Origin of the sequence: Chitinophaga eiseniae, assembly GCF_012641265.1 — a bacterium.
Lineage (GTDB): Bacteria > Bacteroidota > Bacteroidia > Chitinophagales > Chitinophagaceae > Chitinophaga > Chitinophaga eiseniae_A.
In genome coordinates, this window is sequence record NZ_JABAHZ010000010.1 from 65,441 (window position 1) to 89,671 (window position 24,231).

The window sequence follows — 24,231 nt, forward strand, 5'->3', positions numbered from 1 at the left end:
AAGAAAGTATGTATGAAATATAACCGATTTTTTTTGTGGAGATGGCTGCTGGCGGGAACCCTGTTATTCACCGCTTGCTCAAAAGATAAAGTACAACCGGAAAATGTGTATGCTAAGAATGGGATTGCCGCTGTGGTAAACAGCAACTTCAGTCTCTCTTTGTTCAAATATGCCCTGGTAACTACTGCCTACAATGATACATTGAGCATGCCCGGTCCCTATACCTTACTGGGCCCTTCCAATGATGCCTTTATAGCCGCTGGCCTGCCTACCGGTGCTGCGGCGATGCGCGCGGTCGACTCCATAAAGGGTTTGATACCCTATCATGTGATACGCGGCAATGTTCGGCTGGATTCATTGCCACTGGCTTTTAACCAGGCGTTCACAACGCTGACCGGACAACCCGTGTACATAACCCATTGGATCAACGCACGGGATACCGCCGTAGTGGTGAATGGCGTTCGCGTGAGCACCCGTGACAAGTCCGCGGCCAACGGCCTCGTAAATGTATGCGATGGCTTGCTGAGTCCCATTACCTACAGCAATGTACAACAGGCCGTTTCCGGCGATCCGGCCCTGTCGCTTTTCAACGCCGCCATCATTCAAAGCGACCTGGCAGCCACTTACCAGTCTGGTGGTCCCTATACGGTGTTTGCGCCGGTAAATGCCGCCTTCCAGGCCATCGGCATCCCTACTACCGATAGTATCTATAACATGGACCCGGTTAAGTTGCAGGGCATCGTGAAAGCGCATATTACCAAAGGGAGAAATTTTGTATACGATTATATTCTGAAGGCCGACGTCACTACCAACAGCTACACCGAGCAAATGCTCGACGGCAGTACCACCAATATTACCCTGGTGAGGGATGCTACGCAATCCGGTCGCTTCGCTAATATCAATATACGGGGAACGGTCATGGCCAACCTTTCCCGGAAAAATGTCATCGCAGGAAATGGCGTGGTACACAACATCTCCAGCATACTTACCCAATAAACGATAACAAATGAATAAAAGAATAAAACAGGGGTGGATAACGCTGGCGCTTTTCCTGTGCTGCATAGCCAGTGCAACCGCCCAGCAAACGGATGGCAGCCTGATAGGGAAGGTCACCGACAGCAGCCGGCTGCCCCTGGCCGGCGCCACCATCGTGGCCATACATCAACCCTCCGGTACTACTTACAGCGGTACGGCCGACAAAACCGGGGCTTTCTTCCTGCCAGGCTTACGTATAGGCGGGCCTTATAAGGTAACGGTGAGCATGGTAGGTAAAAAGACTACCAGCATGCAACAGGTAACGGTTCGCCTGGGTGAGCCACAGCAACTGAATTTTATGTTGGCGGGAGAACAAAAACAACTGGCGGAAATTGTGATTCAGTCCTCGCCACGAACCGCCAAAGCTAATACGTATGGCACCGCACAAAATATTACCCGTACCCAGTTAAATAGCCTGCCTACGATTAACCGCAGCTTACAGGATATTACCCGGCTGGTACCACAGGGATCGAAAGATAACAGCTTTGCAGGCACCAACTTTCGCTACAATAATATCACCGTAGACGGCGCCATCAACAACGATGCTATTGGCTTCAGTCCCTCTGCAGGCGGGATTACCGGCACCTCCGGCGCACCCGGCGCCAGTACGCGCTCCAACGCTATTTCGCTCGATGCCATTGAAGACATGCAGGTATACCTGGCGCCCTACGATGTGAAGATCGGTAACTTCACCGGGGGGAGTATCAACGCAGTTACCCGCAGCGGAACCAACACTGTTACCGGTTCCGCCTATGTTTTCGGACGCAATGCTTCCATCACCGGGAAAGATAAAATAGGCTCATTAGGCAAAATGAACAGCGATTTTTATGATTACCAGGCCGGTGTTCGTGTAGGCTTTCCTATTATCAAGAATAAGCTGTTCTTTTTTACCAACGAAGAAATTACGCGCCGCCAGGATCCTGCCCAACTGATGGCCGGCCAGCCGGAAACCGCGCAGATACTCAGTGCGAAAGATGCCGACGATATCCGCAACTTCACCATCGGGCATTATGGCGCCATCTTCGATCCTGGAACAGCCGGCGCCTACAGCAGCGAGGCGCGGTCGGAAAAATACTTCAACCGGCTCGACTGGAACATCAACGACAACAACCAGCTGTCTATCCGCAACAATACCATCTTTTCCCGTTCGGTAAATATGGATCGCGATCAGATGGATTTCCGTTTCAGCTCCATGGCCTACCGGCAAACCAATAATCAAACGTCGACGGTAGCGGAGCTAAAAACGAAATTCCACAATGGCTTCTCCAATAGCCTCATCGTGGGCTATACGTCTATACACGATTACCGCGATCCCTTGTCAGATCCCTCGTTACCACAGATACAGATCATGGGCCGTACGCCGGGAACCACTATTTATATGGGTACCGACCGGGAAGCCGCTATCTTTAACATGAAACAAAGCACCTGGGAAATTACCAACAACCTCACCTGGCACAAAGGAAAACATACCATGTTGCTGGGTACCCACAACGAATTATATCATATCAGCTATGGCTTTGTCAATTCCTGGAATGGAAGGGTCGACTACCTGAGCATAGAAGACTACCTGCATGGTAATCCTTACCGGGTGCGGGGCAACTATAATTACACCAACAATAGCCGGGATTATATCCTGTTGCATCCCGAAGCCGTATTTGATGTAGATATGCTGAGCGCCTATTTCCAGGATGAGATCAGGATTACAGACCGGTTTCGTATTACCCCCGGGGTGCGGGCCGACTATAGCCTCGTGCCCGGTAAGCAGCCGCTGAGCGACCAGGTGAAAACTGCGTATACAGATAGCTACTTCGGAAATACCTATACCTATACGCCCCTGTCGCGCATTACGAACAACTATCTGAATCATATACAGGTATCACCACGTATTGGTTTCCGTTATGATGTAAGCACCGATGGCCGCCTGGTATTGAGAGGAGGCGCCGGGTTATTCACCGGTCGTATTCCATTGGCCTGGCTGGGATATGCCTTCTACAACACTGGCATCCATTACGGCTCTTACGACCAGAAGGCCGACCAGCAACCCTTTGCTGCCGGAACCGATCCTGTTAAGCCTGGCGCCAACGGCATCGCCGACTTTATTGCGAAGAACGGCACGGCTGTGAACAGTCCACAGGCGGGGAAAACCCAGGTAGACCTGGTCGATAATAACTTTGCGATGCCGAAGGTATTGCGTACCAGTCTCGCGCTGGACTATACCACCCTCAGTGGCTATAAACTGGGCCTGGAAGGATTGTATACCAAAACGATCAAGGATGTGTATTTCCAGCAGGTAAACATCAAAGATAATCCCCGCTACTTTGGCTATGACACCAAGCATGAACAACCAGTATACAGCGGTTCCGTTGACCCTCGTTTTGCGAATGCCTATGAATTGAGCAACACCAGCCTGGGCTACCGGTATTCGGTAACTGGTACCGTGAGCAAGCGGTTTAACATAGGGATCAACGCGTCGGTGGCTTATACATACGGTGGCTCTAAAGACGCCTTCAATGGCATCCGTAACTCCATGGAAAGTAACTGGCAGCTCAACCAGGCCCTGAATCCGAATAATGCCGGCCTGGCCTGGTCTAACTTCGATATTCGTCACCGGATAATTATCAACCTGGGCTATCAGCATGCCTGGAACGAAAAATGGACCACCACCCTGAACCTGTTTGTAAGTGCGCAATCCGGCAGTCCCTTTACCTATGGTATCGTGAATAACAGCTTGCAGGGATTGCCACAGCAACTGAGCCTGGCTTATATTCCACAGCGCGATGAAGCGGTCCGTTTCTTCCAGGATTACACCGATGCCGGTGGTGCTGTTGTTACGGCGGCACAACAGGCCGATGCCTTTAATACCTATATCGATGGTAACAAATACCTCAGTGGCCGGCGTGGCGGATTTACGGAACGGAACGCCGGGCGTACTCCCTGGAACACTACGGCAGACTTACACTTTGCGCAGGAATTCCATTTTTCGAAGAGCAGCAGGTTTATTACCCTCACGATAGATATCATGAACTTTACCAACCTGATCAATGCGAATTGGGGACGGGTATACTTTTCACCCAATACCTTCAATTCTACCGCCAGCGTGGGGCTGGCGCCGGTATTATTCCCGCAGAAGCAAAATGCGGGTAACTACCCGGTATTCAGGTTCGCCGACCCGGGGAAACCTTATGCCATCGATTACTTTAATTCAAGGGCACAGGGACAATTAGGGCTCAGGTATTCTTTCTAACAACTGTTATATAGAGAAACATCTGGCGGCAGTTTACCATTTATCGATGGTCTGTCGCCAGATTTCCGTTATAGCACACCAGATACTAACCGGTGCTTCGCGCATCATGCCCCAGGGGCTAACTTCGCCAGAAATTCTTCACTTAAACCCCTGGTTATGAAATCAATCTCTAAATGTACATTCCTGCTGGGGATAGCAGCAGCATTATTCCTTTGCATGCCTCAAACCGTACTGGCCCAGGATGTTGTAAAAGTAGCTCCCGCGAACTACAATAAAGTACTGCTGGACAACGAACATGTTCGTGTACTAAAAGTGGAAATGAAACCAGGTGTGGAAGTACCCTGGCATAGTCACCCTAACCATGTGGTATATGCGGAAACTTCCGGGAAGGTTCGGCTTACCGAGAAGGATAAACCTGCCCAGGACCAGGATATCAAAGCCGGAACCGCTATTTATGTGCCTGCAGTAACGCATATGGCTAAAAATATCGGAAAAACCACCATTAAACTGATAATGGTAGAAATGAAAGATTAAGTTACTCCCCTCTGTTACCCAACCCTGCCCACTTTTTGTTTGCTATAGAAGCAGATAGTGTCTGTTTTATGCTATAGCGAGCCCCCTGTCACTAGTTCTTGTTGTTTCACTTGTTTGTTGGCCCTATTTACGTTCTCCCCGGAATGTAATCCCTACTAGTTTTTAAAACTAAGTATCTATACGTAGAAATGACGGCACGCACCCCGGTAGTTTTGCAGTGTTGATCATTTAATATTTTACCATGAAAAAGTTGTTTTTATTACTGTTGTTTTTCCCCACCGTCACAGGGTTTTGCCAGGAAAATTTATTGGATAAATTCTCCCGTAAAGTAAAAGACCGGGTGGAGCAACGTACAGACGAAGGAATGGATAAAGCCATCGATAAAGCAGAGCAGGGCGTGAAGAAGGAAGCAAATACCCCAAAAAAGAAAAGTAGCGACCAGGAAAGAAAAGCAATACAATCGCAAAAGCCGGGGAGCACCTTCGAAAGTTATTCGCACTATGATTTTATTCCCGGTGAAAATATCATGTATGCAGAAGACTTTTCACAGGATGTAGTGGGAGAGTTTCCGCTGAAATGGAGTACCAACAACCAGGGCCAAACCGTTACGATCAAAGAACAGCCCGGGCAATGGCTGCGTTTAATGCAGGACGGACATTTTGTTTCACCATACATCAAAACACTACCCGAAAATTTCACCGCCGAGTTTGATGCGGTATTGCATTTGCCCGAAAATGTGAACAATACTTCGTACGCCGATTTTGTGGTGCGACTGATGAGCGTGCAACCTGGCGACGAAAAAGCCCGCCAGTTTTTTAATAATGCCTTTGATAGCAAAGCGGATATACGATTTACTATTCAGCCCTATACCGATGAGCATAGCACTATCAACCTCGAAAGTACTTCCGGTGGTAACCAGGGTGGCTATTTCAGGTCGGAGAATAAGGAACAGCCGAAGTTTGCCGCCTACCTGGAAAAAACGATCCATTTCGCCATCTGGGTACAAAAAGAACGTTTCCGTCTTTGGATAAACGGAGAGAAAGTATACGATCTGCCGCAGGCTGTGCCAACAGGCGCAACGTTCAACCGGCTCGAGTTTCAGACTGGTGGCAGCAGCTACGATGTAGGTTATTATGTCAGCAATATCCGTGTTGCCCAGGGAACGCCCGATATGCGCAGTAAACTGCTCACCGAAGGGAAATTAGTCACCACGGGTATTTTGTTTGATGTGAACTCAGATCATATCCGGCCGGAGAGTACAGGCGTACTACAGGAAATTGCCAGGACGCTGAAAGAAAACAGCTCTCTGAAAGTAACGATTGTGGGTCACACCGACAGTGATGGCGATGATGCAAAGAACCTTGATTTGTCGAAACGCCGGGCGGCCGCGGTAAAAACGGCATTAAGCACCCAGTTTAGCATCAGTGAAGGCCGCATGCAAACTGATGGAAAAGGAGAGGGGCAGCCCGTTGCAGATAATAGTACCAAAGAAGGAAAGGCGAAGAACCGGAGAGTAGAATTTATTAAACAATAAACAGGCAGTACGATGTATATAAAAATATATCAACGTTTTTTAGCGGTATTATGTCTCTTTGCTCCACAGCAGATTTTTGCCCAACGGCCTGGTGATGCACGGTTTGACGATTACCTGGCAACGATGCCCTTTGTATCTTCTTCCATGGACCTCACTTTGCGGTCGATGGGAAATAACCCGGATGCAACATTATCGGCCGCCTTGGTAGTGCCTAATGCGCAACGGACCATGATCCTGCAATCATTTTTTGAACGGTTCCGGGAAGATATGGCCAGCGCTGCTCCGGGCAAGTACGAAGCAGAAGAACAAAAGATGATGCAGCGTTTCCGGCAGGCATCGAATGGATTGGATGCGGAAGGGCAGCTGGCTATTTTTGCTTTGCTGATGGAAGAACGACCGCTGCTGGCCGCCGCTAAGCTTTCATGGACAAAGGTGGCCGCTCCTTTAAGCGCCCAGGGGAAGAACTACTACCAGCAGTTGCTGAATGTGGAGCGGTTGATAAACTGGCCGGTCTTTTTCAAAGAAGCGGCTGAACGGAACCTGTTGCAGCGCGTGCGTTCGGCAGACCCGGAGATGGAGGCCATTGATCAGCAAATGCTGGCAGCGCAGGCAAAGGTGCCGTTGAAAAAAATAAAGGTGTTTGAGAACAGTGATGTTACTTCAGAAGTGCCAGACCCGGTACAGTTGGTGAAAGTGCTGAAAGCGGCGGATGATAAGCGACAGCTGCTGTACATACAACGGCACAACGATTATTATCGCTGGTGGAAGGCCAACGAAGTCATGCTCCGGCAATGTGCTTATCGCCTGGATACCTTGCTGGAAGCTACCGGCAACGGAAGTAATTTGACCGGCGCCGACCGGCAGCTCATTGCGATGATTGCCGATTGCCAGGAGCGGATATGGCATGGCGTGGTAGCGCTGAATGGCGTAACCACCATGACAGTGGCCAATGCGCAGGCAGCTATAGGCAGTCGTAAAATGGTAGAAGAAACATTGGAAACCTACAGAAAGATGGAAGGAGCGGGCATGCCGGATACAAAGTAAGTACAGGTACGTTTGTACTTTACCGTTAGGTACAGCAGTTTGCTGTACCTTTTTTATTTGCGCTGGTAATGGATCTAAGTATATATACGGAGATTTCAATTTCAGTAACGGTACAAATATTTCCCGTTCCCGATGCAGGTAATTTTGTAACTGTAATCAATTATCAACAAAATTATGCAAAACAAAAAATTACTGCTTGCAGGCGTATTTATCGCTGCTTTTTTCCTGAACAATGTTAGCGCCCAAAGTAAAAAAAGCAGCGGCATTGCCGCAGTAAAAGGTAACAGCTACCTGAACGTGGGCGTGGGCATTGGAAGTTATGGCCTTGCCGGCACCGGCGGATTCCCCTTTACCGCTTCGTATGAGTATGGCGTAGCAAAAAATATCAGCGCCGGCGTGGGGCTGGGCTATGTAAAAAGAAAGTTTGCCACCGACGACAAATACACTTACCTGATATTTGAAGCCAGGGGCTCTTATCATTTTAATGAACTGCTGCAACTCGCCAATCCTAAATTGGATGTATACGCAGGTGCGGGACTTGTTTACCGGCGTTACAGCTACAAGTATACCGTGTTATTCCCTGGCGATGAAGGGCAGGCCGCTTATACAACCGACTACAAAACTTCCGGCGGCAACGTGGATGCGGAACTGCATGCCGGCGGACGTTATCTCTTTAATGAACACATAGGCGCCTACGCAGAAGTGGGCTATGGTATTTCTCCCCTGCAACTTGGACTTACACTGGTCTTTTAACCTGGGCGGTATATGGCAGGATGCGCAAGGGTCCTGCCATCGCCCTTTTTCTAACAATTAAGAAAAGGATATATGAACAATTATAACAAACGCTATTTCTCCTGCTTACTGGTATTGATGTGGATATTGGGCGCTTATTGCCGCCCGCATCACGACGGTAACGACGTAACGCCGGCAAAAGGCGGTGTAGTATACGGAAAAGGTACCGCCACCGGCGACATCACCCGCAAACGCATCGGGGCAAATGGCGGCACTGTTGCCACTGCGGATGGCCGCATTGCTATTGTTATTCCGGCGGGTGCATTGCCCGGCGACACCACCATCGAAATACAACCTATCACCAACACCAACCCCGCGGGCAATGGTCTCGCCTACCGGTTAACTCCCCATGGCAAAATTTTTCAGAAACCGGTGAGTATTTCATTTTCGTATATTTATGGCGAAGAGGGACCCAAAGTGCCCCAGGTACAGGGTATCGCTTACCAGGATGACCGCGGCGTGTGGCAGTCGGTGAGAACCGGGAGTGTAGATACCGTAGCAAAAAAGGCAACCGTCCTGACCAATCATTTTAGTGACTGGAGCCAGTTTGAAGCGATGCGCTTAATCCCCGAAAATCCTATAGTACTGGTAGGAGACGCGGTGAAAATAAAGGCGGTGCAATACCTGGAAGATGATGATCTGCTGGTGCCATTAGATGGTCAGCAAGGAAAAGATGCTCCCCTGGGATCGCCGCATGACCTGCCATCGGATAAGTTTAAGAACTGGCGGTTATCAGGTATTGGAACGCTGAGCCCCGATGGATCATCCGCTACCTATGAAGCGCCCAAAACAATGAATACCGGGAAAGGAGGAGCCGCCGTGTCGATAGAGCTGAATACCCCACAGTGGAAAATATTGCTTATTTCCAATATTACGGTGATCTATGAAGGGATCGTGTTTCGCATCAATGGCGGCGATTGGATTCACTTTACCAAAGAGGACTGTAGCTACGATACGCAGCCGTTTAAGATATTGGGAGAAAACAGTAATGGCGCTGGTGTATCCATCCTTTGGGAGGAAGACAACAAACCGCGCTTATCGTGGGGAAGTAGTATCGATGCGTCCATTCCTGGATTTGTATATACCCCGGAGGGAGGAGCCCATTTCTATACCTGTGTGGATTTAGTGGGTGATAGCCAGGAAGAAGTCGCCAGCCCGGGTTACCTGGAATTCAACCATTTCCCGGTGAATGGCGAGAAATTTCTGACTGGTTCCTTTCTCATTGAAAAAGGCGTGAAGATGACGGCAGCGGGAGATAAAGTGGCAAATGCCAGGATAGAAGGGTATTTCAGGGTGCCTACCCAATGACGTTGATAATAAAAATTCAATCAGATAATGACTTGCTTTGCAGATGATACCAGGAATTATCCGGGAATGTTACGGAAGATAGTAGTGATGACAGGCTTGTTATGTGCCGGTCTTTTTTCCCATGCCCAGGATACTACCTTGTCCGTTATCCAGCGGATGCCGGACGACACCGCCAAGGTAAACCGGCTGATCGCTTATGGCACTACCTTGCTGGACAAACAGGATACCACTGCATTGCGTTTGTTTGAACAGGGCTTAAAGATCAGTCAGCGCCTGCATTACGAGGAAGGTGAGATACTGGCTTACCGGCGTTTTGGCTATGTGAAAACCAACCTGGGCGCTTTTAACGAAGCTATCGACGCCAATAAGATTGCCCTGGCATATTACAAAAAGAAGAAAAGCCTGATCAATATTATAGCGGCTTATAACAATATAGCCCAGGCCTTCCGGCAGATGGAAAAGGTAGATAGCACCATTGCTTATTATCTCCTGGGTATCCAGGCGGTGGAAAATGCAATGCTGGAAAATAATGAAGAAGCAAAGCAAGCAAAGGTGCTGTCTATTTATGCTGTGTTGAATACCAATATAGCTTCCCTGTACTGTAACATGCAAGACCTTCCCAAGGCGATAGAATATGGTGAGAAAGGGATTCGCGTTGCCCGGGAAGTGAAGGATACGCCCAGGCTGATAGTGGCACTGGTAACTACCGGGCATATTTATGAGGTAAAGAAAGAATACCCGGAAGGAATGAAGTATGCAAGAACAGCTTTGTCGCTCGCCACGTCGGTGAACGAGCCGATGGTCACTTCAAAAGTATTCCATTTATTATCGGTGTGCTATACAGGACTGAACTTGCCGGATTCCGCTATCCTGGCCGGCAGGAAGGTATTGTATTATGCGAAGGGAGTGGACCCGCAGGGGTATATGTCGGCCTTCCTGGATATAGCCGATGCCTATCATTCCAAAAAGGAGTACCAACAGGAAGAAGCGATCCTGCAGGAAGGTGTAAAGGAGCTGAAGGTGATCAACAACCTGGCATTTTACGGCCGGTATATTTATGAAAAGCTGGCCAATGCCAAATATGCGCAGGGGGATTACAAAACGGCCTTTGACTATCTCGGGAAAGCCAACGTCTATAAAGATTCCCTGTTGAGCAAGGAAAACAGGGATATCGTCGCCAAACTGGAAACGCAGTATAAAACAGTGCAGAAGGAGAAAGAGCTGGCACAGAAAGATTTTCAACTAGAGAAGAACCGTAACTATATGTATTTCGCGATAGCTGCTTTAATAGTAACATTATTGATAGTGGCGCTGTTGGTGATCCAGCGCCGGGCTAAGAGAAAACTCCATGAAAGCAACCTGGAAGCCATTCAGCAGCAGAAGGAACTGCAGTTGCTACAGGCATTGATGCAGGGGGAAGAAAGAGAGCGTAGTCGTATTGCCAAAGATTTACACGATGGCGTAGCCGGTATGCTGGCCGCCACCAAAATGCATTTCAGCAGCATCTCTGACGACGATGAGCTGGTAAATGCAGAAGGATATCAGCAAGGTATGAAACTGCTCAATGAAGCGACCAAAGAGATCCGTAAAACCTCCCATAACCTGATGCCGGAAGTACTTTTGCAACATGGGCTGGATGAGGCCTTGCGGCGTTACTGCCATAGCGTTAACAACAGGAAGTCGCTACAGATCATTTACGATTCCTGGGGAGATATTAACCGGTATACAGATGGATTTGAACTGTCGGTATACCGTATTGTCCAGGAACTGGTGAATAATATTATCAAACATTCACAGGCCACCCAGGCCATGGTACAGGTATCAGAACAGGATCACCTGCTCTCTGTTTCTATTGAAGACAATGGCGTAGGCTTCCGGGAAGACGAGGCCACCGACGGCATGGGGCTGAGGAGCCTGCGTGCCCGCGTTAGCGCATTGAATGGAAAAATTGATATACAGACCTCCGAGCAAAACGGCGTTTGTGCGTACCTTGAGTTTGAAATCACCGCATTAAAAACAGAAAATGCTACGGTATGAATACATGTAAGTTAGCGATTGTAGACGACCATGCGGTCGTGTTGGATGGATTGAAAACGATGCTGGCAACCTTTCCTCACCTGGAAATTATCCATACCGCGCAATCGGGCGCCGGATTGCTCGACTACCTCGAAACAGCCGTACCGGATGTTATACTCATGGATATCCAGATGCCGGGTATCGATGGCATTGACTTATGCCGGCAGGTCGTGCGGAAACATACATCAATCAAAGTGGTCGCCTTCAGCAGCTTCGATGATTCCAACTATGTGAAACAGGTGTTTCGCAACGGCGCCAAAGGGTATCTCATCAAGAACAGCGATAAACACGTGATTGTAAAAGCTATTGAAACCGTAATGGCCGGTGGCGAATACATCGATGAAACCATCAAGAAGATTTTATTGCAGGAAAGCATTACCGGCCAACGCAGATCTATCTTTGATGTACCACTTACCAAAAGAGAGAAAGAGATACTGAAGCTGGTAGCGGATGGGTTAACCAGCCAGGAAATTGCCGATAAATTATTTATTAACCAGCGCACCGTGGAAACACACCGCATGAACATTAACCAAAAACTGGATGTAAAGAATACGGTAGGCCTGGTGAAAGAAGCGATGAAAAGAGGGTTGATTGAATAAAAATAAAGGCGCGATAGCAACCTTTCGATTGTATCACGCCTCCTGGGCCAGGTATCGGGGTGGGGTCAGTGCTCTTCTTTAATTGGCGGTGATATTGCTGGTGCTGGTGGTGGCGCCAATCTTGTTGGGATTGCCGGTGGATTTGATATTGAAAATAGTATAGCTCAGCGACAGGAATCCACCGAATTTAATCTGCTGGTTGTAAATGCTACCGCTGGGTGCTGCGTTGTATAATACATTCATATTTTTATAGCTGTCCTTTAGTTCGTTAACGTTCATTGTTGTTCTTTGTTCATCTCTTCAAGCTGATTCCGTATTTTTTCCACTTCCATCTTTTCTGAAGGGCTCTCATTTTTCAATTGTTTGAGATTATCCTGCAATATTTGGATTTCTACTTTTTTCAGCTGTTTTTGTTGTTTAGGTGATAATTGGTGTATGTTTATCTCCTTTTCTTTTTTAACAGCTTCTATCTTTTTTCTTACTAAATTTTCTGAATCTTGCAGATTATAGTGGTTAAAGAATTCCGGGTCCGTTTGCTTGATTTCCTTGAGTATTTTTTCTGCTTGATCAATTTTGTCAGTCAATAGTGACATGCTCAGTATATTGAAAATCAGACTTTGTCCTCTTTCGTTGAAGTATTTTACAGCTACCGAGTCGATAATGTTTTTATACATTGAAAGCGTGACAGGTGCTCTTAGAGAATCAAACCCCTCACGGACTGCTTGATACCGTCTAGAGAGCAGAGGATATATTTTCAGTGGTTCTTGTGAGGAAGTTTGAGGTTCGTAATTTGCTGGGTCCAGGGTATTCAGTCCTTCAAAAGCATTCTCTAAAGTAGCTCCGGGAAAATGTTTAATTACGAACGCGCTGAAGTGGTCTGCGCGCAGTTCATTTTTTCTTTGTTCTTCCATGGAGGAAGGTTTATATCCAGGATAGGTATGTCCTAGTACGTGGTGTCCGATCTCATGGGCGATAATACAACGAATCGCCCATTTTTGCTTTTCTTCCGTCCCCTTGATCTTGTTTAGAAAATCCTGATTATAATAGATGTATTGAAGTGAATCGATGGTGATCGATGCGGCATTGCATACACTTGCGCAAGGCTTAAAAGAATATAGCAAAGGGAATGGCTTGGATTTGTCCATGCTAGTGAGCAAATCGATGACACCTTGAAACTCCGCATAGGGATCCACGCTCCCGGATTCCAGTGACAAGGCATTAAGAATAGACTGTGTATTAACGCAGTTCGCTTTTAAGCCTGAAAATGTAGTTTCACATTTATAAGAACACACAAAGGGAGAAATAGTGTCTTGAGCAGCCGCTTTGCAAATGACTGTAAGCAGTAGGAAAAATAAGTACTTTTTCATAGTAACTATTTTGCAGAAACGTTATAGGTGAATGATAGAAAAAAACCGAAACGATTGAAATTTGCAGTAGGTACAGTAGCGGTAACATCTGGCTTGCGTACTTTTTGGCCCTCTTCGTACTTGTCATCTATGAGTCTGGCTTTAGTAAGCGTACCTCCCGCACTGATGATATAACGTTGTGAATACCCGAAAATTAGAGAGCCGCCAAGGTGATAATTGATTCTGTCCAGGTCTTTGGTACTCAGTCCGAAGGTAAAAGCCGGGTGAAAATCTTTTCCATTTCTCCAGTAAATATGCATCAAGGCACCTATTGATGGAAAGACAGAATTTTTCCCCTTGTTTTTCCTGATCACACTGGAATCCCCATTGCCTTCAATATCCTCATAACGGTAGGATTGGTCTTTAAAATCATTTCCTCCAAAGTTGACAAACAATCCTGAACTGAAATCGATCTTTATTTTCCCCTTAGGGCGGAAAGTAAGAGTATAATGTCTGGGCACAACTGCGCAGGGAGCACCTGTTTTCGGCGTAATGTCGATGGAGACATTAACTTCATCTTCCTTAATCAGAGGAACAGAAACAACATGGACAAAATGTCCTCTTTCAAAATAATCATATGTTTTCAGTAGTTCATCTTTACCCGTTGTCGAGAAGTTTGAGAAATCGGCATGCAGCTTGGGGACTGCAGCCAGTTCGTAATAATGTTTGAGATCTGTAAACGCTGGTTCCAATTCCAAAACTTGCGGATTGTCCCTCAGTTCTTTTGCAAGCGCTTGGGTTTCTGGAGCTCTATTTACATTGACTTTTTGTATCTCTGCGCCGAGCGCGTTGATATCTTCTTCCAGTTTTGACATATTGCCGGGAGCAAATAATACAACCAATTTGTCATATGTCTCCTGTTCCTTTGCAATCAGTGATGCAATATGCCTGCTTATAATGCCCCTATTGTCAGCATATTGCGTCCGCGCTGTTATTGCGCCCCTATCACCGGATTCTACACCCATCTTTTCGTTCTTAAAATAATCCTGTGTAAGTTTGTCAACTTCCGATTTTAGGTCGTCCAATCTCTTGTTACAATCATTCTGTTTGTATGTCAAATCGTTTTGGTATTGCAAAAGGAATTTAACTTGGTAAATGACATCTCTATAGAGTTTCAGATTGTCCAAACGATCATTGATTTGGCCGTTTATCTTTTTATATCTTTGCTCCAAGTCAAATTTCTGTTTCTGCAAACGTCCTGAATGAATTTGGGAAGCACTAAATAGAGTTGTTTCCCTGCTGGCCATACCTGCACCAGGCTCTCCGGCGTCCGGAAGTGTTGCTTTGGAAAGGGTTTCAAATAGTTTGGGAGGGATCTCGTTGAAAGTCTGCCTTTCAATATTTTTTGTTGTATCCACGACCTTAAGATTTACATTCTCAATAATGATGTCCACACTGGAATTTTGAGGGACAATAGACTGATATACCACGTTCTCTTTGGCTGTAAAATCTATCGTAATGGGAGCAAGGCTGATAATCGACTTGCAACCTTTGCATTTTTTCTTTTTTGAGCCACCAACTGATTGTGCGGATAGGAAAAAGGGGTATAGCAGCACCATTAGCAGTAAATAGGGGAACTGTTTCATATAGTGTAGAGTTTAATGAATGTATGGATAAACATTACAACCGACGGAGAATGGCTGATTTATCCAATACAAAGGTATTATCAGAGCTGTAGCTGGGAAATGGGAAACCTCCCCATTTTTGCCAGGGTGTATTTCCCGGGGAGGAGGGGATTTTTCCCGTATTTGCAATGCCTTGATGGGAAATGTGAAATTGCCCTTTATCTTGCAACCATTAATCACTCCCTAAATACCCCACAAATGGAAAAACATCATCATCTTCAGCAAACGTTGGAAAACTATTTTAAGGATTACGGATATGACCTTTATGAGCCGCCCCAAGAAGGTCTTGAGATGGATGAGAAAATTGCGCAAATATGCTTTGATGAATACACGCGCGTGATGAATCAGCATGGTTTCATTAATTTGAAGACCCCGGCCCCAACGCCAGTACCCCCGACCCCAGTTCAGTCCCCTGGTTCCCGGCAGATCACCGAATCTGAAAGCTTTGCAGGTATTGAGGTGCTTAAGTGGATTACTAAAAACCATGGTTGGGACGCAACTACGGTTACTCAATTGAAACTTGGCATCTATACCGAGGATTTTTTTAATGAGTTGGATAAGATACCGGTGAAATATCCACCTGATTACAAAACCTCAAAAATAGGACGCCTGGGAATCTTTATATTAATGTATCCGGAAGGCATTACCAAGATGACGGACGGCGGTAAAGTATACGACTTCGGAGGACTCCAACCCTAACCCATTTTATGATAGAAGGTTATCAATATTTTGAAATGCTAAGCCTCTTTGTAGCCATCTTTTGCTACAAAGGGCTTAGCCATTTCCGTATCGTCATGTTTATCCCGCTGTTGCTGTTAACCAATATTGTAGAAATGATAGGAAGCAACTTCCGGTATTTTGGCTGGACAAATAATTATCTCATATATAATATATTTATTATTATATCCATACCGATTTACTTTTCCCTATACGCCAATATGTTGGCTATCCGGCGGAATGAAAGAAATATATTGATCGTCATTGCTATACTTTCAATGAGTTTCGTACTGGTCAATTTCTTTTTTCTGCAGGGACGCCTGTTCTTCAATAATATTTCCCTGATCTTGCTTGAAATCCTTAATATTGTTTTCTCTTGTTTTGTATTGTTAAGACTGGCATTCCAGAGAGAAATCAAGCGGGGGTTATCCCGTGAACCATATTTTTGGGTTTGTGCACCTATCTTACTTTTTAGCCTCCTTACGTTGGTATTGCTGGGGCTCCAGCAGTATATCCGGAGCCGGCATATAGAGATAGGTCAAACCAGCTTGTATCGGGTGGTGTTGCCGGTGGCAAATATTATTTTGTATTCCAGTTACAGCTACGCTTTTGTATTATGCAGGACCCTAACCAACAAATCGTCATTGTCATCATAGCTATTATCGCGGTGTTGCTTTTCTTTGGCATCCTGTTTCTTATCATGACCTGGGCCTATAATAACAGGCGGTTACAGATGGAAGCCGACAAGCAACAGATGAAGTATGATTTCGACAGGCAGTTGCTGCAATCCCGGCTGGAAATACAGGAAGAAACGTTTAACCATATCAGCCAGGAAATACATGATCATGTAGGTCAGTTACTGAGTCTTGCCAAAGTACAACTAAGTATTATTGAGGAAACGGGGATCTTTAATCACGGCAGCATCCGGGAAGCCAGGAGTACCGTGGGCATGGCGCTCACAGAGTTACGGGATATTGCCAAAGGCCTGAGTACTGAACGGGTACAATCCCTGAGCTTAACGGAAAATATCGATCAGCTGGTAAAACGTATCAACCGGAGCGGCGTATTGGAAGTACAGCTAACGTATGAGGAATCAGAAAATGGTGTAAGAGATAATAAGAAACTGATCTTGTTCCGGATGGTGCAGGAAGTATTGCAAAATGTGATAAAGCACGCTAATGCCACCCAGGTGCAGGTGGAGTGTAAGTGCACGACATCGCAGGTGCTGCTGAGCATCCATGATAATGGAACGGGGTTTAACGTTGCGGAAACCCTGAAGGAAAACAGGGGTTTAGGTTTACAGCATATTATGAGCAGGACAGCCGTTATGAGCGGAACTGTCAACATCACCAGCCGACCGGAATGCGGTACACATATCACTATAATTATTCCACATGTCCCAGAATAAGCACGTTGTTATTGTTGATGATCATACGATGTTCCGCAGAGGGTTGGCGGCGTTGGTCAATTTGTTTCCCGGCTATGAAGTACTGTTTGATGCCGGTAACGGTAAGGAACTGATCGCACAAATGGACAGCCACCCCGTGCCGGATATTGTATTGCTCGATATTTCCATGCCGGAAATGGACGGCTATTCCACCGCTTCCTGGCTACGCGACCACCATCCGGGTGTAAAAGTACTGGCGTTAAGTACCATGGATGCGGAAGTCGCAATTATCAAAATGATCCGCCATGGGGCCAAAGGATTTATCCTGAAAGATGCCGAGCCCGCAGAGCTGAAGCGGGCTTTCGATGAAGTAGCTGCTTTTGGCTACTTCTACAACGAACTTATTACCCGTAAAGTGATATCGTCTATTAATAATTTGCTGGATGATCACTCGCCGCTGTCTTCCCTGGTGAAATTATCTGAAAGAGAGCTCGATTTTATCCGGCTCGCCTGTAGTGAGAAAAGCTATCAGCAGATTGCCAGGGAAATGTTCGTCAGCGAACGTACAGTAGACGGCTACCGGGAAGCTTTGTTCAAGAAGCTGAATGTGGCTACCAGGGTAGGACTGGTTATCTATGCCGTTAAAAATGAGTTAGTGAAGTTGTGAGGGCAACGAGTGACATGGTTGATTGAAGTATACCTGTTTTATATAATATTATATTTCTGTTTCCTCGTGCAAAAGCTGGATTTATTTTTATAATCTTGCGTACCACATCACTTATATGAACCGGTACCAGCAACAAACGGATGCAGACCTAATGTTGTCCTTGCAACAGGACGATGCGCATGCCTTTACCGAAATCTACAACCGTTACTGGAAGAAATTACTGGCCATCGCATATATCCATTGCAGGGATAAAATGGTGGCGGAAGAAATTGTACAGGAAGTCTTTATCAGCCTGTGGAACAGGCGGCACGAACTTGCTGTTGACAAAGTAAATGCTTACCTGGCCACGGCCGTACGGCTATCTGTTTTTAAACAGTACGCCCGGCAGCAACGCCGGGAGCAGATCATCGCCACAACTGCCGACCCGGTGATATCCGGCTGGGATGAGGAAAAGATCTACACCCGGTTCCTGCAACAACAGATCAATGGGATCGTGGAAGTTTTACCCGAAAAATGCCGCCTGGTATTTAAACTAAGCAGGGTAGAGGGCCTAAGCATTCCCGAAGTGGCCCAGCGCATGGGCATTGCCGAAAAAACGGCAGAAGCGCACCTGACCAAAGCCCTGAAGGTACTGAAGCTCAAATTGAATCGCCCTTATATATGGGGATTGATAATGCTCCTGAAAGTACTGATCCCATAACTTTTTTCACTTCACAAAAAAAATAACACGTACACTAAGGGAAAGTATGCCACTTAGGGTACATATCCCTGTAACTGTAATTCCATGTTATCGGAAAATAATGTATTTCGCCTGGAACGGGGCGGAAATTGGCCAATTGTATGAAGGGGTACCAGCAACAAACGGATGCAGACTTAATGACGTCCCTGGCGAAGGGCGACCGGCATGCTTTTACCGAAATTTACCAACGCTATTGGAAAAAGCTGTTGGCCATCGCCTATATCCATAACAGGAATAAGGCAGCAGCGGAGGAGATTGTACAGGAAGTCTTTATCAGTCTCTGGAACCGGCGCCATGAACTGCGTGTCGATCAGCTAAATGCCTACCTGGCCACGGCCGTAAGGCTGTCTGTTTTTAAACGTTACCTGCGCCAAAAGCGCAGAGCAGCAATTATTGCACAAACAACAGGACTTGTTACAAGTACCTGGGATGAAGAAAAGATCTACACCCGGTTTTTGCAGCAATATATCAACGGGATTATAGAAGTATTGCCTGAAAAATGCCGCCTGGTATTCAAGCTAAGCAGGATTGATGGTCTCACGATTCCTGAAGTAGCGCGGCGAATGGGCATTGCGGAGAAAACGGCAGAATCGCACCTTACCAGGGCGCTGAAAGTACTGAAGCTTAAATTGAATCATCCTTACTGATACCATTCATTTTTTCTCTCTCAAAAAAAATTATTTCAGACACTAAGGGGTAACCTTATTTCCGCGGTACATATTGCTGTAACTATAAAAACCATACGTTGAAGGACAATATATCTCAACTCATTGAAAAATACCTGGACGGCACCATTACGCCGGCTGAGGAAAAAACGCTGATGGACTGGTACCAGCATCGCAATCAAACCGATGCAGAATGGCCATCTGATACCGTTGACGAGGAAGAAACGGTACGTTTGCGTATGCTGGTGCGCCTGCACCAACAAATGGAGGTGCCCATAGCCGCGCCCAAAACGTCCCGGCGGATAGTGTATTACCTGTCGGCCGCCGCTTCCGTGATCGTTCTATTGGGTATCGCCGCGTATTTTATTTATCCGCGGCTTCATCCGGCTCCTAAACCAGCAGCTATTGCACAGGTTACCGGTGATATTGGTCCCGGTGGTAATAAAGCCATATTAACGCTGGATAACGGCGACAAGGTAGTACTGGAAGATGCGAAGAATGGGATGATTTCTCAACAGGGTAATGCGGCAGTGAATAAAACAGACAGCGCTAACCTGTTATATAATAATATAGCAACAGAAGGAACTACGGCAGTTGTTTACAACACCGTAAGCACGCCCTATGGAGGACAATACCAGGTAACGTTGCAGGATGGTACTAAAGTGTGGCTGAATGCCGGATCTTCCCTGCGCTTTCCTACTACTTTCCCGGGAAATGAGCGCCAGGTGCAATTGTCCGGCGAAGCCTATTTTGAAGTAGCTAAAGATAAAGCGAAACCTTTCCTCGTGACCGTAAATACTACCGCCGATAAATCCATGACGGTGCAGGTACTGGGTACCCATTTTAATATCAATGCTTATCCCGACGAACAACATCATATCACCACACTCCTGGAGGGAGCTGTAAAGATAAACTATGGTGAGGCCAACGGCTTGCTGGTACCAGGCAAAGAGGCTGTCTTGCATAAGGTATCCGGAAAAATGGATATCAAAGAGGCTGATACTGAAGAGGCCGTAGCCTGGAAAAATGGCTACTTCTTATTTAATAATGATAAAATAGAAAATATCATGCGGCAAATCAGCCGCTGGTATAATGTAGAAATTACTTACCAGGGCGATGTGTCGAAAAAGGCCATCGGCGGGAGTTTGTCACGCTATAAAAATGTATCTGAAATATTAAGAATGCTGGAACTCACCGGCGCCGTTCACTTTAAAACTGAAGGAAGGAGGATCACCGTTATGCCATAAAACTATCTGCAACCCGCAGGGAGGCTATAAAAACAACCGGGAGCGCGCCAACGCCCCCGGAAGAATGACCGCGGAAACGGCCAGTTTGAGCGCTTATCCCTGTGGAAGACAAATTTTTCTCGCAATTGTAGTCACAGTCATCTGATTATAGAACTCAAACATCCAAATGTAATGAAATTTTACATACCTGACGTATGCCATGAAAAAGGCGGTTGTACGCACAAAAAACTCCTGTTGATTATGAAACTGACCTTCGTTTTAATGATCGCAGTTCTTATGGAGGTAAGCGCTTCCAGCTATGCGCAGAAGATAACGCTATCAGCTAAACAGATCTCACTCGAAGATGTATTCCGCCAGATACGGAAACAAACGGCCTATAATGTTTTATGGGATGTGGAAACGCTAAGAGACGCCAAACGGGTGGATATACGCGTCACCAACGCCACCGTAGAAGAAGTATTGCAGAAAAGTTTCGTGAACCAGCCCTTTCTTTATACCATCCAGGAAAACACCATCGTGGTAACACGTAAGCGCGAGGAAGCACCGGCAGCCATTACCATTAAAGGGCGGGTAACGGATATGAGTAATCATCCATTGCCCGGCGTGGCGGTGCGATTGAAAGGAACCCAAACCGGCACGGCTACCCAGTCGGATGGTTCCTACTCCATCAACGTACCCGATGGAGCAGGTGTATTATCCTTCAAATACCTGGGATATACGCCTAAAGAAGTACCGATTAATGGTCAGACTGTGATCAACGTGCAAATGGAACAAACCTCTTCCCAACTGGGAGAAGTAGTAGTGGCCTACGGCAGACAGCATACCCGCGAAATCGTGGGCGCCGTAGCTACGCTGTCGGCTACCGATATCAAGGATCAGTCGACCGGTACTTTTGCCGAAAGATTACAGGGCAAACTGCCGGGCGCACAGGTAGCGCAAACCACCGGCCGGCCCGGACAAAGTATGGACCTGCGTATACGCGGCGCGGCATCTTTAACCTCCAACGTACGCCCCCTGGTGGTAGTAGATGGACAACCGATGCTTGGCAACCCCGACAATATCAATAACATCAACCCCGATGAAATTGAATCCTTTACCATTTTGAAGGATGCTTCCTCCACTGCCCTGTATGGCTCACGGGCGGCCAACGGCGTGATCCTGATCACTACCAAAAGAGGAAAGTCCGGCGCAACACAAATCAATTTTAATTCCTACTACGGCGCCGCTTCCCTCATGCGGGAACTGATTCCGCCGGTGATGGATGCCACACAGCTGGCTACTTACATGAAAGGATTTTATGAAGATAAGATCAAGTACGAAGGCTATACTGGCGGCATCCCCGCCGTATACCAGAACCCGGAGCAATACGGTAGAGGAACCGATTGGTTCAGCGTATTAACGCGGACAGCACCTGTACAGAATTATAGCATTGCTATCAATACCGGTAATGATAAGTCGGCCTTCAGCATGGTAGGTGGCTATTTTAACCAGCAGGGCATCCTGAAGAATACCGGTTATAAACGCTTTTCGCTGCGTGTGAACGGCGACTTTAACCTGGGCAAGCGCGTGAAGCTGGGCTTCGGCGTAGCGCCTTCTGTGCAGCTGGAGCATAATAACCGCCAGGGTACGGGCTTTAACGTAGACGGTCAACGCGCCATTTTTGCATCAGCCTCCATGATGCCTACCATGGGCTCACCTTATAATCCCGATGGTTCGCTGGCCCTGGGCATTTCAGGATTTACCAACCAGTTTGTATGGGCCAACCCACTCCGGCAGCTGCTGGAAGTACAGGACGATGCGAATCGCTTACGTGTACTGGCTAACCTGTTTACCGAAATAAAACTGCTGGAACACCTCACCTTCCGCGCTTCTGGTAGTGCCGATGTAGGCAACAATACCCGTAACCGGTTTATCCCGTCTACCTCCATGGGTGGGTTCAATGCGCTGCCGATCGAAAACCCGCCACCAGGAAATAATACGGCCCTGGGAGAGTCGCTGGTTAATAACGATTATTCCTGGCTGAACGAAAACACGCTGACTTATCAGAACCGCTTTGGTGAAAACCACTCGCTGAATGTAATGGGCGGTTTTACCGTACAACGTTCCACCGGTTTTGCCAGCGATGTGGTAGGTCGCGATTATCCCGATAACAGCGTATCCCAGTTATCGGCCGCCACCCGTTTTACTACTAATACTTCCAGGTTTGATGCGTGGACGATGGCGTCGCTGTTGGCGCGTGTTAACTATAGCTATAAAGACCGTTACTTTTTACAGGCTACCATGCGAAGGGATGGCTCGTCCCGTTTTGGCGCTGATCATAGGTGGGGGACTTTCCCTTCCGTTGGCGCCAGCTGGATGGTGAGCGATGAAGCCTTCCTCAAAAATATATCTCAACTGAGTTTATTGAAAGTAAGAGCATCTTATGGTTTAACCGGTATGAATGAAATGGGAGGGAATTACAGGTTCGCAGCCGGCGTAGGCCCCGCCAACTATGTATTTTCAGGCGGACTGGCTCCCGGAAAAGTACAGAATAGTTTAGGTAATCAAGGATTAGCCTGGGAACGTAATAAACAATTGGATATAGGTTTCGACCTGGGCCTTTTCGACAACCGCATCACGCTGGCATACGACTACTACGATAAGCTCACCGACGGCCTGTTGTTTATCGTACCAGTGCCGCAATCTTCCGGTTTTACTACTGTACAGGATAACCTGGGTGATATCCGCCAGTGGGGACATGAAATTACTGTGAGCACGAAAAACCTGGTCGGTACATTCAAATGGAATACCGATTTCAACATCTCCTTTAACAGGAACATCGTGAAAAGGATTGGCCTGAATAATATTTCTTTTGCAGATGCGCCTACAACAACACTCTCCGAATTCACCGACTACAGAACGCTGGTAGGCAAGCCTGTTGGTCAGTTTTATGGATATGTGTTTGATGGCATTTTCAAAAACCAGGCAGAAGCCGACGCCGGGCCTAAATACTATGGCACAGGTACCACCACGCTTTCCCAGGCAGGCACCGTGCGGTTCAAAGATTTAAACGGCGATGGTAAGATCACATTCCCTGAAGATCAAACGGTGATAGGTGATCCTAATCCTAAATTTATTTTTGGTTTGAGCAACAGCTTTCAATACAAAAATTTCGATTTGAGTATTGCCATATCAGGCACTTACGGCAACAAATTAAAGAATGGTATGCAGGAAAGTACCTACAACCTGGATGGCGTATTCAATGGCCCGCCGGAATTGCTGAACCGCTGGCGCTCTGAGTCAGATCCGGGAGATGGAAAAGTGGCGCGCACATTAGCCAATACCACGGCCGCTTACCGTACAGATAATACCTTGTTCATCCACGACGCATCGCATATCACCATCAACAATATCACGCTGGGGTATATGCTGAGAAAGTTCAGGACGCCTTATATCAAGAACCTCCGGTTGTATGCTTCCGCACAGAACGTGTACATCTTTACCAGCTATCCGGGTAATCCGGAGGTGAGCGCCGGAGGACTGGCATTTGTAGCGCAGCAGGGACAAGACCTGGGCGCTTACCCACTGCAAAGAACCTTTACGTTTGGCTTGAACCTTGGCCTTTAAAATCAG

At 47.0% G+C, this 24,231-nt stretch carries 20 protein-coding genes; 17 read left to right on the forward strand and 3 right to left on the reverse strand.

The window, feature by feature from the left end:
- Positions 1–12: 12 nt before the first annotated feature.
- The 9 genes from HGH91_RS28035 to HGH91_RS28075 all read left to right on the forward strand — a co-directional run bounded on the left by HGH91_RS28035 (position 13) and on the right by HGH91_RS28075 (position 12,166).
- Complete coding sequence (locus HGH91_RS28035) at positions 13–996, forward strand: fasciclin domain-containing protein (RefSeq protein WP_168742567.1); 984 nt, start codon at positions 13–15, stop codon at positions 994–996.
- Between the two features lie 10 nt (positions 997–1,006).
- A complete protein-coding gene (locus HGH91_RS28040) occupies positions 1,007–4,279 on the forward strand; it encodes a TonB-dependent receptor (RefSeq protein ID WP_168742568.1) in 3,273 nt (1,090 codons plus the stop codon).
- A gap of 156 nt (positions 4,280–4,435) precedes the next feature.
- Positions 4,436–4,813, forward strand: coding sequence for a cupin domain-containing protein (locus HGH91_RS28045; protein WP_168742569.1), 378 nt, complete (start codon positions 4,436–4,438; stop codon positions 4,811–4,813).
- Between the two features lie 241 nt (positions 4,814–5,054).
- Positions 5,055–6,347 carry an OmpA family protein gene (locus tag HGH91_RS28050; RefSeq protein WP_168742570.1) on the forward strand — a complete coding sequence of 431 codons (1,293 nt, stop codon included), beginning with the start codon at positions 5,055–5,057 and terminating at the stop codon, positions 6,345–6,347.
- Between the two features lie 12 nt (positions 6,348–6,359).
- A complete protein-coding gene (locus tag HGH91_RS28055; protein ID WP_168742571.1) occupies positions 6,360–7,391 on the forward strand; it encodes a hypothetical protein in 1,032 nt (343 codons plus the stop codon).
- A 174-nt stretch (positions 7,392–7,565) separates the two neighbouring features.
- Entirely contained in the window at positions 7,566–8,144 is a 579-nt protein-coding gene (locus tag HGH91_RS28060) for a hypothetical protein (protein ID WP_168742572.1), read from the forward strand.
- Between the two features lie 72 nt (positions 8,145–8,216).
- Entirely contained in the window at positions 8,217–9,491 is a 1,275-nt protein-coding gene (locus tag HGH91_RS28065) for a hypothetical protein (protein WP_168742573.1), read from the forward strand.
- 27 nt (positions 9,492–9,518) lie between these two features.
- Positions 9,519–11,528: a sensor histidine kinase gene (locus HGH91_RS28070; protein ID WP_168742574.1), complete on the forward strand. Its 2,010-nt coding sequence runs from the start codon at positions 9,519–9,521 to the stop codon at positions 11,526–11,528.
- Positions 11,525–12,166: a response regulator gene (locus HGH91_RS28075; protein ID WP_168742575.1), complete on the forward strand. Its 642-nt coding sequence runs from the start codon at positions 11,525–11,527 to the stop codon at positions 12,164–12,166. Before HGH91_RS28070 ends, HGH91_RS28075 begins: the two co-directional genes overlap by 4 nt.
- Before the next feature lie 78 nt (positions 12,167–12,244).
- On the opposite strand, the gene HGH91_RS28080 is transcribed toward HGH91_RS28075, so the two are convergent.
- Genes HGH91_RS28080 through HGH91_RS28090 form a run of 3 tightly spaced genes read right to left on the reverse strand, consistent with a single transcriptional unit; the run spans position 12,245 to position 15,158 of the window.
- Positions 12,245–12,445 (reverse strand): hypothetical protein, encoded by a 201-nt coding sequence (locus HGH91_RS28080; protein ID WP_168742576.1) that lies wholly within the window; start codon positions 12,443–12,445, stop codon positions 12,245–12,247.
- A complete protein-coding gene (locus HGH91_RS28085) occupies positions 12,442–13,533 on the reverse strand; it encodes an ImmA/IrrE family metallo-endopeptidase (RefSeq protein WP_168742577.1) in 1,092 nt (363 codons plus the stop codon). The genes HGH91_RS28080 and HGH91_RS28085 overlap by 4 nt, the downstream gene beginning before the upstream one ends.
- Before the next feature lie 5 nt (positions 13,534–13,538).
- Positions 13,539–15,158, reverse strand: coding sequence for a hypothetical protein (locus HGH91_RS28090; RefSeq protein ID WP_168742578.1), 1,620 nt, complete (start codon positions 15,156–15,158; stop codon positions 13,539–13,541).
- A gap of 237 nt (positions 15,159–15,395) precedes the next feature.
- Here HGH91_RS28090 and HGH91_RS28095 point away from each other — a divergent pair, with 237 nt between their 5' ends.
- From HGH91_RS28095 to HGH91_RS28130, 8 genes are all read left to right on the forward strand, one after another.
- Complete coding sequence (locus tag HGH91_RS28095) at positions 15,396–15,896, forward strand: hypothetical protein (protein ID WP_168742579.1); 501 nt, start codon at positions 15,396–15,398, stop codon at positions 15,894–15,896.
- Positions 15,897–15,904: 8 nt separating this feature from the next.
- A complete protein-coding gene (locus tag HGH91_RS28100; RefSeq protein ID WP_168742580.1) occupies positions 15,905–16,570 on the forward strand; it encodes a hypothetical protein in 666 nt (221 codons plus the stop codon).
- Positions 16,531–17,322 (forward strand): sensor histidine kinase, encoded by a 792-nt coding sequence (locus HGH91_RS28105; protein ID WP_168742581.1) that lies wholly within the window; start codon positions 16,531–16,533, stop codon positions 17,320–17,322. Before HGH91_RS28100 ends, HGH91_RS28105 begins: the two co-directional genes overlap by 40 nt.
- Complete coding sequence (locus HGH91_RS28110) at positions 17,309–17,968, forward strand: response regulator transcription factor (RefSeq protein WP_168742582.1); 660 nt, start codon at positions 17,309–17,311, stop codon at positions 17,966–17,968. The genes HGH91_RS28105 and HGH91_RS28110 overlap by 14 nt, the downstream gene beginning before the upstream one ends.
- A 115-nt stretch (positions 17,969–18,083) precedes the next feature.
- Positions 18,084–18,668 (forward strand): RNA polymerase sigma-70 factor, encoded by a 585-nt coding sequence (locus tag HGH91_RS28115; protein WP_168742583.1) that lies wholly within the window; start codon positions 18,084–18,086, stop codon positions 18,666–18,668.
- A 140-nt stretch (positions 18,669–18,808) separates the two neighbouring features.
- A complete protein-coding gene (locus HGH91_RS28120; protein ID WP_168742584.1) occupies positions 18,809–19,354 on the forward strand; it encodes an RNA polymerase sigma-70 factor in 546 nt (181 codons plus the stop codon).
- A gap of 98 nt (positions 19,355–19,452) precedes the next feature.
- Positions 19,453–20,619, forward strand: a complete 1,167-nt coding sequence (locus tag HGH91_RS28125; RefSeq protein ID WP_168742585.1) for a FecR family protein — start codon at positions 19,453–19,455, stop codon at positions 20,617–20,619.
- Between the two features lie 240 nt (positions 20,620–20,859).
- Positions 20,860–24,225, forward strand: coding sequence for a TonB-dependent receptor (locus HGH91_RS28130; RefSeq protein WP_168742586.1), 3,366 nt, complete (start codon positions 20,860–20,862; stop codon positions 24,223–24,225).
- Positions 24,226–24,231: the final 6 nt, after the last annotated feature.